We start from the raw sequence: 12,848 nt of genomic DNA, 5'->3' as shown, positions 1-12,848 counted from the left end.
CTCGCCGACCGCCCCGCGGCCCCGCGGCGTCGCGGGGGACGCGGCTGGCTGGTCGCGGCCCTCGGCGTCGTCGCGGTGGTGCTGGTGGGCCTGGTGGGAGCCGTGGTGGTGCCGTCGCTGACCGGCCTGCAGGCCGTCGGGCCCTCGTCCCGGCATTCCCCCACGGCCAGCCCTTCCCCGAGTGCCGGCACACCGTCCCCGCGCTCCACGGCGAGCATGCCCAGCGACCCCGAGATGGTCCTGAAGAAGAACCCCGTCTACGCGCTGAAGGTGCCGGCGGACTGCCCGTCCCAGCGGATCCCCACCAGCCCGGCCCGATTCCGTGCGCAGGTGAAGGCACTCACCTCGTGCGAGAACGCCGCCTGGCGCTCGGCCCTCGCCTCCACGCCGGTGGCGTTCTCGAAGCCGAAGGTGAAGTTCTACGGGTCGTCGACCTCGTCTCCGTGCGGGCGCCTCGACTCGGCCTTCCCCGCCTCGTACTGCTCGAGCGATCGCACCCTGTACTTCTCGACCGCCTCCTACCAGCAGGGTCGCTACTACCGGCTGGCGGTCGCGGAGTTCGTCATGCACGAGTACGCCCACCACGTGCAGCAGCTCGCCGGCATCTTCGACTCCAGTTGGGTGACCGGCGAGGGGGACATGCTGACCAGCCGCCGGATCGAGCTCCAGGCGCACTGCATGGCCCACTACCAACTCACCCATTCCCGCCTCGGCTTCAGCGCTTCCGACCGCGCGGACTCGGAGTACCAGTTCGGCTACGCCAGCGACGCGTCCGGTCATGGGTCGGTGAAAGCGGAGCGCTACTGGGGACGCCGCGGGCTGGCCGCGACCTCGATCGGGGCCTGCAACACCTGGAAGGTCGCGCGGGCCGTGGTCAAGTAGGCGCGCTTCCTGCCCCGCTCCGCCCCGAGACGGGGCCGCCGTCACGCCTCGTGAGGCCAGGTAAGGCTTGCCTCAGTTTTGGGCCCTTATTGGTCAGACCATTAAGCAATTTCCTGTAGACTCTTCCCCGGCGGGCAGGGCCCGCCCACCGCGTCCGGCCTACTCAGCCCGTTCCCGCGGCGTGCACAACCCCGCAAAGTCGCAGCGCGCGATCCGCGCTGCCCGCACGCAAGGAGAGACATGACCGCAGAGGTCGAGGCCCCCACAGCGCTCTACCGGGATGACGCCTGGGAGGGCTTCACCCCCGGCCCGTGGACCGGCACGATCGACGTCCGCGATTTCATCCTCGCGAACTTCACCCCCTACACCGGCGATTCCTCGTTCCTGGCGGGGCCGACGGCGAAGACGCTGTCGGTGTGGGAGACGCTCCAGCGCGACTTCCTGTCCGTCGAGCGGGCGCAGCGGGTCTACGACGTGGAGACCCACATCCCCGCCGACGTGGACGCGTTCGCGGCCGGCTACATCTGCGATGACGACAACGTGATCGTCGGGCTCCAGACCGACGTGCCGCTGAAGCGGCCGATGATGCCGGCCGGCGGCTGGCGGATGGTCGAGACCGCGATCACCGAGGCCGGCCTCACCCCCGACCAGCGGGTCAAGGACATCTTCACCAAGTACCGCAAGACCCACAACGAGGCCGTCTTCGACATCTACACCCCGCGGATCCGCGCCGCCCGCAGTTCGCACCTGCTCACCGGGCTGCCGGACGCCTACGGCCGCGGCCGGATCATCGGCGATTACCGTCGGGTCGCCCTGTACGGCACCGACCGGTTGATCGAGGCCAAGCTCGCCGACATGGACTCGGTGGTCGACCAGCCCTTCAGCGAGAACTGGGCTCGCTACCGCGAGGAGCACGCCGAGCAGGTCAAGGCGCTGAAGAAGCTGAAGAACCTCGGCGAGAGCTACGGCTTCGACCTCGGCCGGCCGGCGAACAGCTACGTCGAGGCCGTGCAGTGGACCTACTTCGCCTACCTGGCATCGGTGAAGAGCCAGGACGGCGCCGCGATGAGCATCGGCCGGCTGAGCGGCTTCTTCGACATCTACGCCGAGCGTGACCTCGCGTCCGGGCTGATCGACGAGGAAGGCGTCCAGGAGGTGATCGACGCCCTGGTCACCAAGCTGCGGATCGTGCGGTTCCTGCGCACGATCGACTACGACCAGATCTTCTCCGGCGACCCGTACTGGGCGACCTGGTCCGACGGCGGGTTCGCCGACGACGGCCGAACCCTGGTCACCAGGACCTCGTTCCGGCTGCTCCAGACCCTGCGCAACCTCGGCCCCGCACCCGAGCCGAACATCACCATATACTGGGACGCCGCGCTGCCGTCGGGCTACAAGGACTTCTGCTCGCTGATCTCGATCGAGACCTCGGCGATCCAGTACGAGTCGGACGCCGACATCCGCTCGCACTGGGGCGACGACACCGCGATCGCCTGCTGTGTCTCCCCGATGGCGATCGGCAAGCAGATGCAGTTCTTCGGAGCCCGCCTCAACGCGGCCAAGGCCTTCCTGTACGCCATCAACGGCGGCAGGGACGAGCGCACCGGAAAGCTGATCGTGCCCGACCACGAGGCGATCACCGGTGACGCGCCGCTCGACTTCGACACGGTCTGGGCGGCCTACGACACCATGCTGACCCACGCCGTGGAGACCTACGTCGAGGCGCTGAACATCATCCACTACAGCCACGACAAGTACGCCTACGAGGCGATGGAGATGGCGTTGCACGACGACGAGATCGTCCGGACGATGGGCTGCGGCATCGCCGGGCTGTCGATCGTCGCCGACTCGCTGGCCGCCATCAAGTACGCGACCGTGACGCCCGTCCGCGACGAGACCGGGCTGGTCGTCGACTACATCACCGAGGGCGACTTCCCCCGCTACGGCAACGACGACGACCGGGCCGACGCCATCGCCCAACTCGTGGTGAAGACCGTGATGGACAAGATCCGTGCGATCAGGCTGTACCGCGACGCCGTCCCCACCCAGTCGGTGCTGACCATCACCTCGAACGTCGTCTACGGCAAGTTCACCGGCTCCTTCCCGTGCGGCCACGCCGCCGGAACGCCCTTCGCGCCGGGCGCCAACCCCGAGAACGGCGCCGACACGCACGGGATGCTGGCGTCCATGATGAGCGTCGGCAAGCTGTCCTACGACGACGCGCTGGACGGCATCTCGCTGACCAACACGATCACCCCGTCCGCGCTGGGCCGGACGGAGCAGGAGCGGGTCGCCAACCTCGTCGGCATCCTGGACGCGGGCATGGGCGAGGGCCTCTACCACGCCAACATCAACGTGCTGAACCGGGAGACGCTCCTCGACGCGATGGAGCACCCCGACAACTACCCTCAGCTCACCATCCGGGTCTCCGGCTACGCGGTGAACTTCACCAAGCTCACCCGCGAGCAGCAGCTCGACGTGCTGTCCCGCACCTTCCACGAGGCTCTCTGAGTGACCACCCCCACTCCCTCCGCCGACGTGTCAGAATCCCTGCCGGCCACCGGCGGCGCAGCTTCTGACACCTTGGCGAAGGGGGCGGGCGGGGCGGCGGCGGGGCCCCTCGGCGGGCTGCGGACCGCGGTGGGGCTGAGCCGGCCGGAGCTGCTGCTCGGGCTGCGTACAGGGGAGATCGGCACCGTCCACTCCTGGGAACTGGTGACCGCCGTCGACGGGCCCGGGACGCGCATGACGACCTTCGTCGCGGGATGCCCCCTGCGCTGCCTGTACTGCCACAACCCCGACACGATGGCCGCCCGCAACGGCGCACCGGTGTACGCCGACGACCTGCTGAAGAAGATCCGGCGCTATCGCCGGGTGTTCGCCGCGACCGGCGGCGGCATCACCCTGTCCGGCGGGGAGATCCTCGCCCAGCCGGCCTTCGCGCGCCGGGTGCTGCGCGGCGCGAAGGAGCTGGGCGTGCACACCGCCATCGACACCTCCGGCTTCCTGGGCGGCAATGCCGACGACGCGCTGCTCGCCGACGTCGACCTCGTCCTGCTGGACGTGAAGGCGGGCGACGAGACCACCTACCGTCGGGTCACCGGCCGTGCACTCGAGCCGACCCTGAGGTTCGGCCGTCGACTCGCCGGCCTGGGCATCGAGATCTGGATCCGGTACGTGCTGGTCCCCGGCCTCACCGACAATCCGGCCACGATCGCTCCGGTCGCCGACTACGCGGCGTCCCTGCCGACGGTGTCCCGGGTCGAGGTGCTGCCGTTCCACCAGCTGGGACGCGACAAGTGGACGCGACTCGGACTGGACTACGCGCTGGCCGGGACGCAGCCTCCTCCCGCCGAGCTCGTGGAGTCGACCCGGTCGATCTTCCGCGACCGCGGGCTGACCACCTACTGAGCACCGTCCCGGGCGCCGGACGCTGCCCACGCCCGGTCCAGGATGCCGGTGATCTCCGCCAACGTGGCACGGAAGCGCGCGACCTGCGCTTCGTCCCATGCGATCTCGGGATCCGGCTCGAGGTAGGACAGCAGCATTCCGGTCAGGGCGAAGCCGGGCATCGTCCATTCGAGTTCTCCGGCCCCGAAAGCAGCGAGCGCGAAGGTGTCCTCCAGCAACGCGGGGCGAGACGCGATCTTCACCACGAACCCTGTCATCAGCGCGCCGGCCGCCTCCGCCATCACCTCGAACCCGTTCGCTGCGTCCAGCGGAGGCACCAGCCGATAGCCGAGCAGCCGCGGCAGCCGGGCGTAGACGCTCACCCTGTGCGCGGAGAACTGCCGCTCGGCCTGCGCGAGCGCACTGGTCACCTCCGTGCGGAGCCCGCCGTCCGGGAGGCCGCGGGCGGTCGCGCTGAGCGCGAGGTAGGTGGCCCACCGGGTCGAGGTGACCATCCGCTCGAGGTCGGCCTGAACGCTGACCCGCAGCCCGTCGACGACGACATGGCGCCTCAACGCCGGATCGGTCGCCAGGTCGGGGTTGCCCTCGACGAGCTCGAGAACGTGCTCGACCTCCCGGGGGGAGTCGACCTCGAGGGTGGTGGCCCGTACCGCCGCCACCATGACGTCGGCGAGGAACTCCTGCTTGTTCGACCAGACCCGGTAGGCCGTGGCGCGGGACACCCCCGAGGCCGTGATCACCTCCTCCAGCGAGATGTGGTCGAGGCTGACCGCGAGCCCGCCGGCCGTGACCTGCGCGAGCGCCGCCGCGATCACGCGCTCCCTCGGCGAGGGTTGACCTGTCGACACCATGAGACATAGCATCTCACATGAGACATCATGTCTCATGTGTCGCGCCGAAGGAGAGAAATGCCCGTCCATGTCGTTCTCGCCCACCTCGCCGCACTGGTGGGGCCCGTCAGCGCCGCGATGATCGCCGGGTACGCCCTCCTGCCTACGGCGCGGGCGGGCCTGCGCTGGCCCGTCGTGGTCGTCAGCGTGCTGACCGGCGTCCTGTTCGTCGTCACCGCCTCCGCCGGCCGCGCCCTCCTCGAGGGTCTCGATCCCGCGGAGGTCGACGTCACCGCCGCCTACCGGCACGCCAAGTTCAGCGATGCGGCGACCACCCTCGCCGCCGCCGCCGCGATCTTGGCGCCCTTCGCGGTCTGGCGGCCGCTGCGGCCGGGGGTGGGCGGCAGCCGCTCCACCGCGATCTGGGCCACCCTGCTCTGCGTGCTCGCCGCCGGCCTGCTGCTCACGACCGGCTACACGGTCCTGCTGGCCGTCGGTGCCGCCTGGGGGGCCGCATCGTGACCGCGCAGGCCTCCGCACTGGTCGTCGTGGAGTCGTACTGGGGAAACACGGCTGCGGTCGCCTCAGCGGTGGCCGACGGGCTCAGGGCCGGTGGCGTGGAGGTCACCGTGGCCGGCGCGGCCGACGCCCCCGCGCGGGTCGATCCGGGGATCCGGCTGGTCCTGGTCGGCGCGCCCACCCACAACATGCGCCTCCCCAGCACCCCGACCAGGCGCCAGGCGGCCCAGCGGGGCGCCGCCGTGGCCGCGGCGGGGGTCGCGGAATGGATCACGACGGCGCGGTTCGGCGCGAACGTGACCGTGCTCGCCTTCGACACCCACGTCGAGTCCCGGTTCTCCGGTTCGGCGGCCAGGCACGCCGCGCAACTCCTGCGGAGAACCACCGTGGCGAGCGTGGGCGAACGCTTCGTCGTGGCCGGCGAGCCGCCCCGGCTCGGTGACGGCGAACTCGACAGAGCGCGTGCCTGGGGAACCCGACTGGCCGGGGACCTCGTCCCCGCCCCCTGACCCGGCTCAGCCCAGCGCGGCGACGCCGGCGTCGATCCGCTCGATCAGGGCCACCCGCTCCGGCAGGTGCACGAACGCGCTCTTGGCCGCGTTGACGCTGAACCGCCGCAGGTCGTCGAGGTCGTAGCCGAAGGCGTCGCTGAGCAGCGCGAACTCCCGACTCATCGTGGTGCGGCTCATCAGCCGGTTGTCGCAGTTCACGATGACCCGGAAACCGAGCCGCGCGAGCCTCCCGAACGGGTGGTCGGCGATCCGCGAACAGATGCCGGTCTGGAGGTTCGACGACGGGCACAGCTCCAGCGCGATCCGCCGGTCCCTGATGTAGGTCGCGAGTTCACCCAGCGCGCCGTCGGGGCCGATGTCCCCGATCAGCCGGACGCCGTGGCCCAGACGGGAGGCGCCGCACAGCTGCACGGCCTCCCAGATCGACGGCAGGCCGAACGCCTCGCCGGCGTGGATCGTGAACTCGAAGTTGTTGCGCCGCAGCAGGGCGAACGAGTCGCCGAACCGGCTCGGCGGGTACCCGTCCTCCGCACCGGCGATGTCGTAGCCGCACACCGAGTCGTGCCGGTACTCCAACGCCAACTCCGCGATCGTGGTGGTCGGCGTGCCGTGCCGCATCGCGGTGAGGATCTGCCTGGCCACGATCGGGCGCCCCGCCTGCGCCTCGGCCACCATGCCCTCCGCCAGGCCGTCCCTGACCGCTTCGACCGCCTCGCGCAGCGTCAGGCCGGACGCGAGGTGCTGCTCGGGCGCCCAGCGCGCCTCCGCGTAGATCACCCCGTCGGCGGCCTGGTCCTCGACGAACTCCCGCGCGACCCTGCGCAGCGCAGCGGCGGTCTGCATCACGGCGATCGTGTGGTCGAAGGTCTCCAGGTAGCGCACCAGCGAGCCGGAGTCGGCCGCGGCGTAGAACCAGTCGCCCAGTGCGGCCGGGTCGGTCGTCGGCAGGACGTGGCCGACCGCCGCGGCCTCCTCGACGATCGTCGAGGGACGCAGCCCGCCGTCCAGATGGTCGTGCAGCGCCACCTTCGGCAGCGCCCGGCAGACCTCGATCGGAACTCCCACTACGAATCCTCCCTGCCGGCGACGCCCGCGGCGCCGCGGGTGATGTGGTCGATATCGGCCGCACCGAACGCCTGGGGCAGCACCTCGCTCATCGGAAGCACACCGAGCGGGGTGTCGACCAGCAGGCCGGGGCCCCCGTGCTCCCAGAGCAGCTGGCGGCACCGCCCGCAGGGCATCAGCCGTTCCCCGATCGCATTGCAGCAGGTCACGGCCACCAGCCGGCCGCCGCCACCGGCGACGAGCTCGGAGACCAGCCCGCACTCCGCGCACAGGGCCACCCCGTAGCCCGCGTTCTCCACATTGCAGCCGGCGACGACCCGTCCGTCGTCGACGAGCGCCGCGGCTCCCACCGGGAAGCGGGAGTACGGCGCGTACGCTCTGCCGCTCAGCTCACGGGCCCTGGCCCGCAGCGGCTCCCAGTCGACGCCGCTAATCGGCCTCACCCTTCCGGTAGACCTGCCCGTCCGCCTTCGGCATCCGCAGTCGCTGTGCGGAGAAGGCGAGCACCAGCAGGGTGGCGATGTAGGGGGTCATGTTGGTGAACTCCGAAGGCACCTCGGTCGTGAACGCGTACCAGGCCAGCACGAGCAGCGACATCCCGATCCGCCACAGGCCGCCCGAGAGGGACTTGCCCTCGGCGCGCCGGACCAGCGCCCAGATCCCCCAGCCGAGCAGCAGCAAGCCGATCGGCAGCAGGTAGGCGTGGATCACGTCCCCACCGCCGCGCAGCTGGATCGCGTCCGCGTAGCCGAACAGCATCGCGCCGGCCGCCAGCCCGCCGGGGCGCCAGTTGCCGAAGATCATCGCGGCGAGGCCGATGTAGCCACGACCGCCGGTCTGCCCCTCCCGGTACAGGTTGGACGCGACGAGGACGAGGAAGCCGCCGGCCAGGCCGGCCAGGCCGCCGGAGACCAGCACGGCGACGAACTTGTAGCGCAGGACGTTCACGCCGAGGGTCTCCGCCGCGTACGGCGCCTCGCCGCAGGAGCGCAGTCGCAGCCCGATCGCCGTCCGCCACAGGAACCACCCGGTGAACACCAGCAGGGCCACGCCGATGATGGTCAGGGCGTTCACGTTGGTGGTCACCGCGCGGAGGATCCCGGCCAGGTCCGCCACCAGCCAGGTCCGCGACTGTTCGAGCTGCAGCAGCGCGTCGCCCAGCCCGGGCACGGACAGGAACGGCAGCTGGTCCAGCGGGGGCGACTGGGTGGGCCCGCCGCCGGGCAGGCCGGAGAAGGTCCGCACGGCCAGGTAGGAGCCGGTGCCCGCGCCGAGCAGGTTGATCGCCACGCCGGAGACGATGTGGTCGACGCCGAAGATCACGGTGGCCAGGGCATGGATCGCGCCGAAGACGACGCCCATGAACACCGCCCCGAGGATGCCCGCCCACGGACCGTAGTGGAAGCCGAAGAAGGCCGCGCCCCAGGTGCCGACGATCATCATGCCTTCCAGGCCGATGTTCGTGACGCCCGCCCGCTCGCTCCACAGGCCACCCAGGCCGGCCAGGGCGAGCGGCATCGCCAACCCGATCGCCGCGGTGAGCGCCCCGGAGGAGTCGATGTCGTTCGCGCCGGTGAGGACGCGGACGGTCGAGATGACGACGACGGAGCCGACCACGATCGCCGGCCAGTACCACCACGGACGCCGCGCGGTCGCGGTCGGGAGGGTCGGGGAGAGGACGGGGGCTGTGGAGCTCATCGCGGGGTCCCCTCGGAGTTGTGCTGGTGAGCGCGGCGGAGGAGCGGAACTCCGAGCGGTGCTCTCATGCCGCCACCGCCTCTGCCTCCGGACGGCCCTGGGCCGCCAGCTCGCGGGCCACCCGACGTTGCTCCATCCGCTGGCTGGCGCGCCGGACGAGCTCGTAGGCGATCACGACCGACAGCACGATGATGCCCTGGATGATCTGCACGAGCCGGTCGGAGACACCGGCGCTGATCTGGAGGCCGTTGCTCAGCTGGTCGAGGTAGCCCCACAGGACGGCGGCGAAGGCCATGCCGACCGGATGGTTGCGTCCCAGCAGGGCCACCGACATGCCCGCGAAACCGAGCCCGGCCTGCACGGTGTCGCCGTAGGCGTAGTCCTGGCCGAACAGCAGCGGCATCCCGACCAGGCCGGCGGCCGCGCCGGAGAGCACCATCGCCGTGATCACCATCTTCTTCACGTTCACGCCGCTGGCCACCGCTGCCGACTCGGACGCGCCGGTCGCCCGCAGGTCGAAGCCGAACCGGGTTCGCGCCAGCAGGAACCAGTACGCGACCCCGATCAGGATCGCCAGCACGATCAACCCGTAGATCTGCCGCGGCGTGCCGAACAGCCACTCCAAGCTGATCCCGGGGACGCGCGAGTCCTCGGCGAGGATCTGCGTGCTGGTGGCGTTCGAGCCCTCCACCTTCACCGCGGCCATTCGCAGGAAGTACGCGACCAGGTAGGTGGCGATGTAGTTCAGCATGATCGTGCTGATCACCTCCGACACCCCGCGGGTCACCTTCAGCAGGCCGGCGATCAGCGACCACAGGGCGCCGCTGGCCATGGCCACGATGAGGGAGACGATGATGTTCAGCCAGCCGGGCAGGAAGTGGGCGCCCGCGAACACCGCGGCGACGAACGACGCCACCCGGTACTGCCCGTCGACGCCGATGTTGAACAGGTTCATCTTGAAGCCGATGGCGACCGCCACCGCCGAGAGGTACAGCACGGTGGCCTCGTTGATGATCGCCACGACCTGGCGTGGCAGTGGCGCCTTGAACAGCACCTGCCAGACCGCCAGCACCGGGTCTCCGGCGAGCAGCAGGATCAGCGTCGTCAGCAACAGCGCGACGACGATCGCGAGCACGGGAGCGGCCAGGCCGAGCCCGATCCTGCGGACGTCCATCTTCATCGTCCGTCCTCCCTGTCCGCACCGGTCATGGCGGCGCCGAGTTGCTCACGGGTGACCACGTCGGGGTCGAAGTCGGCGACGAGTCGCCCGCGCAGGATCACCTTGAGGGTGTCGGAGAGCCCGACGAGCTCCTCCAGGTCGGCCGAGACCAGCAGCACGGCCATGCCCTCCCGCCGCGCGGCCTTGATCAGGTCCCAGATCGCCGACTGGGCGCCCACGTCCACACCACGGGTGGGGTGGGCGGCGACGAGCACCCGCGGCGACTGGCTCATCTCGCGGCCGATGATCAGTTTCTGCTGGTTGCCACCGGACAGCGAGCCGGCACTGACCTGGATCGAGGGCGTGCGGACGTCGAAGGCGTCGACGATCCGCTGCGTGTTCGCGCGGGCGGCCGCGGCGTCGATCAGCGGACCCCGGACGTTCGGCGGCTGGGTCTGGTGGCCGAGGATCGTGTTCTCCCACAGCGGGGCGTCCAGCAGCAGGCCGTGCCGGTGCCGGTCCTCCGGGATGTAGCCCACCCCGGCCTCACGGATCTCGCGGACGCTGGCGGTGGTGATGTCCTCGCCCTCCAGCAGCACCCTGCCGGTGTCGGGCCGGCGCATGCCCATCACGACCTCGACGAGTTCGGCCTGGCCGTTGCCCTCGACCCCGGCGATGCCGAGGATCTCGCCCGCGTGGATGGTCAGGTCGATCCCGTCCAGCGTCTTCGCCTGGCCGGCGCCGGCGAGCTCCACCCCCTCCAGGGCGAGCATGACCCGGTCGGTGACCGTCGACTCCTCGGTCTGCGGGGAGGGCAGCTCGGAGCCGACCATCAGCTCGGCGAGCTGGCGGGCGCTGACGGTCGCCGGGTCCACCTCGGCCACCGTGGTGCCGCGCCGGATCACCGTGATGTCGTCGGCCACGTCGAGGACCTCGTCGAGCTTGTGGGAGATGAAGATGACGGTGAGCCCCTCGGACTTCAGCTCGCGCAGGTGGCCGAACAGCTCGGTGACCTCCTGCGGCACCAGCACCGCGGTCGGCTCGTCCAGGATCAGGATGCGGGCGCCGCGGTAGAGGACCTTCAGGATCTCGATGCGCTGCCGGTCACCGACGCCGAGGTCGGCGACGAGCGCGTCCGGAGGGACGTGCATTCCGTACTCGGTCGAGATCCGCCGGATCTCCGCGCGGGCGGCGTCGCCGATGCCGTGCAGCTTCTCCGCGCCGAGGACGACGTTCTCGAGCACGGTCAGGTTGTCGGCCAGCATGAAGTGCTGGAACACCATTCCGATGCCGGTCCGGATCGCGTCGGTCGGGCTCTTCAGTTCGACGCGCTCACCGTTGACCGCGATGGTGCCCTCGTCAGGGGCCTGCACCCCGTAGAGGATCTTCATCAGGGTGGACTTGCCCGCGCCGTTCTCTCCGACGATCGCGTGGATGCTGCCCTTGCGCACCCTCAGCGAGATGTCGGAGTTGGCGACCACGCCGGGAAACCGCTTGGTGATCCCCTGCAGTTCGACCGCCAGCGGAACTCCGTCCGCCCCGCTCGCCGGTGCAGCCGGCTCGGCAGCTGTTGTCATGGGCACGCTCTCCTCGTCGAAGACCCGAACGGACGCACTCTAGTGGGAGAAGAGACGGTCCGGGCCACACCCCTCGGTGTGGCCCGGACCGGCATCATCTGGTCAGCGGGAACCGGCGATCACTTGTCGGGAACGGTGATCGTCCCGTCGATGATCTGCTTCTTGTACTCCTCCAGCTTGGCGATCGTGTCGGAGGACAGGTGGTCACCGGTGGTGGAGTAGCCGACGCCGTCGGTCTTCAGGTCGAACACCTGGGTGCCGCCCGCGAAGGTGCCGTCGTGGATCGACTTGATGAAGTAGTACACGCCGGTGTCGACGCGCTTGATCATCGAGGTGAGGACGACGTCGCGGACGTCCTCCGCTGCGGTGAGGGCCTGGTCGGAGTCGACGCCGATCGCCCACTTGCCGGCCGCCTTGGCCGCGGTGAACACGCCGCCGCCGGAACCGCCGGCCGCGTGGTAGACGACGTCAGCACCCTTCTGGTACATGCCCTCAGCGGCAGCCTTGCCCTTGTCGACCGACGAGAAGCCCGAGAAGTCCGGCGGCTGGGTGAGGTACTTGCTCTGGATGGTGATGCTCGGGTCGACGGCCTTCACGCCCGCGTCGAAGCCGGCCTCGAAACTCTTGATCAGGTCGGTCTCGACACCGCCGACGAAGCCGACGTTCTTGGTCTTGGTGGTGAGCGCCGCGGCCGCACCGACGAGGAACGAGCCCTGGTTGGCCGCGAAGGTGAGGTTCATCACGTTGTCGGCGGTGATCGACTGGTCGTCGACGATCGCGAACTTCACGTCCGGGTTCTCGCCGGCGACCTTCTGGACCGAGGTGGCGTAGGCGAAGCCGACCGCGACGATGTTGGTGTAGCCGGCGTCGATCAGCTGGTTCAGCCGCTCCTCGCGGGCCGACTCGGCCTCGCCGTTGGTCGCGGCGGACTCCTGGGCCTCGACGCCGAACTCTGCCTTGGCCTTGTCCAGGCCGGCGGCGGCGGAGTCGTTGAACGACTGGTCGCCGCGGCCGCCGACGTCGTAGGCCATGCCGACCTTGATGGCCGGGGCCGCAGAGCTGGCAGCGGAGGTGGCAGTGGTGGCAGCGGGGGTGGTTGTGCCACTGGCACACGCTGTGAGGGTGAGGGCGGCGGTTGTCGCCGCGATGACGATCTTCATCACCTGTCGCACGGTGTCTCCTTGTTGGAAAGTCG

Annotated in this window: 12 protein-coding genes; 5 read left to right on the top strand and 7 right to left on the bottom strand. The window is 70.2% G+C overall.

The window, feature by feature from the left end; all coding sequences use genetic code 11:
* From QM633_RS04745 to pflA, 3 genes are all read left to right on the top strand, one after another.
* Nucleotides 1–882 (top strand): neutral zinc metallopeptidase (locus QM633_RS04745; RefSeq protein ID WP_415152579.1); only part of this gene is annotated, 882 nt, incomplete at its 5' end.
* 240 nt (nucleotides 883–1,122) lie between these two features.
* Nucleotides 1,123–3,393 carry a formate C-acetyltransferase gene (gene pflB / locus QM633_RS04740; protein WP_415152578.1) on the top strand — a complete coding sequence of 757 codons (2,271 nt, stop codon included), beginning with the start codon at nucleotides 1,123–1,125 and terminating at the stop codon, nucleotides 3,391–3,393.
* Nucleotides 3,394–4,293, top strand: coding sequence for a pyruvate formate-lyase-activating protein (gene pflA / locus QM633_RS04735; RefSeq protein WP_415152577.1), 900 nt, complete (start codon nucleotides 3,394–3,396; stop codon nucleotides 4,291–4,293).
* On the opposite strand, the gene QM633_RS04730 is transcribed toward pflA, so the two are convergent.
* On the bottom strand, nucleotides 4,287–5,144 hold the full coding sequence (locus tag QM633_RS04730) for a TetR/AcrR family transcriptional regulator (RefSeq protein WP_415152576.1): 858 nt from the start codon (nucleotides 5,142–5,144) through the stop codon (nucleotides 4,287–4,289). The genes pflA and QM633_RS04730 overlap by 7 nt on opposite strands.
* Before the next feature lie 57 nt (nucleotides 5,145–5,201).
* Here QM633_RS04730 and QM633_RS04725 point away from each other — a divergent pair, with 57 nt between their 5' ends.
* Both QM633_RS04725 and QM633_RS04720 read left to right on the top strand, forming a co-directional pair.
* Nucleotides 5,202–5,645, top strand: coding sequence for a hypothetical protein (locus QM633_RS04725; protein WP_415152575.1), 444 nt, complete (start codon nucleotides 5,202–5,204; stop codon nucleotides 5,643–5,645).
* Nucleotides 5,642–6,151: a flavodoxin family protein gene (locus tag QM633_RS04720; protein ID WP_415152574.1), complete on the top strand. Its 510-nt coding sequence runs from the start codon at nucleotides 5,642–5,644 to the stop codon at nucleotides 6,149–6,151. Before QM633_RS04725 ends, QM633_RS04720 begins: the two co-directional genes overlap by 4 nt.
* 6 nt (nucleotides 6,152–6,157) lie before the next feature.
* Here the strand turns inward: QM633_RS04720 and QM633_RS04715 are convergent, their stop codons facing one another.
* The 6 genes from QM633_RS04715 to QM633_RS04690 all read right to left on the bottom strand — a co-directional run bounded on the left by QM633_RS04715 (nucleotide 6,158) and on the right by QM633_RS04690 (nucleotide 12,825).
* Nucleotides 6,158–7,219: an adenosine deaminase gene (locus tag QM633_RS04715; RefSeq protein ID WP_415152573.1), complete on the bottom strand. Its 1,062-nt coding sequence runs from the start codon at nucleotides 7,217–7,219 to the stop codon at nucleotides 6,158–6,160.
* Nucleotides 7,219–7,653 carry a cytidine deaminase gene (locus QM633_RS04710; protein ID WP_415152581.1) on the bottom strand — a complete coding sequence of 145 codons (435 nt, stop codon included), beginning with the start codon at nucleotides 7,651–7,653 and terminating at the stop codon, nucleotides 7,219–7,221. Before QM633_RS04710 ends, QM633_RS04715 begins: the two co-directional genes overlap by 1 nt.
* Entirely contained in the window at nucleotides 7,649–8,917 is a 1,269-nt protein-coding gene (locus QM633_RS04705; RefSeq protein ID WP_415152572.1) for an ABC transporter permease, read from the bottom strand. The genes QM633_RS04710 and QM633_RS04705 overlap by 5 nt, the downstream gene beginning before the upstream one ends.
* A gap of 64 nt (nucleotides 8,918–8,981) precedes the next feature.
* Nucleotides 8,982–10,097, bottom strand: coding sequence for an ABC transporter permease (locus tag QM633_RS04700; RefSeq protein WP_415152571.1), 1,116 nt, complete (start codon nucleotides 10,095–10,097; stop codon nucleotides 8,982–8,984).
* Complete coding sequence (locus QM633_RS04695) at nucleotides 10,094–11,653, bottom strand: ABC transporter ATP-binding protein (protein ID WP_415152570.1); 1,560 nt, start codon at nucleotides 11,651–11,653, stop codon at nucleotides 10,094–10,096. The genes QM633_RS04700 and QM633_RS04695 overlap by 4 nt, the downstream gene beginning before the upstream one ends.
* Before the next feature lie 119 nt (nucleotides 11,654–11,772).
* Complete coding sequence (locus QM633_RS04690) at nucleotides 11,773–12,825, bottom strand: BMP family lipoprotein (protein ID WP_415152569.1); 1,053 nt, start codon at nucleotides 12,823–12,825, stop codon at nucleotides 11,773–11,775.
* Nucleotides 12,826–12,848: the final 23 nt, after the last annotated feature.

This window comes from Propionicimonas sp., assembly GCF_047606205.1.
GTDB lineage: Bacteria > Actinomycetota > Actinomycetes > Propionibacteriales > Propionibacteriaceae > Propionicimonas.
The sequence above is the reverse complement of the archived record's forward strand: the minus strand, read 5'-3'. Positions and strand labels throughout refer to the sequence as shown.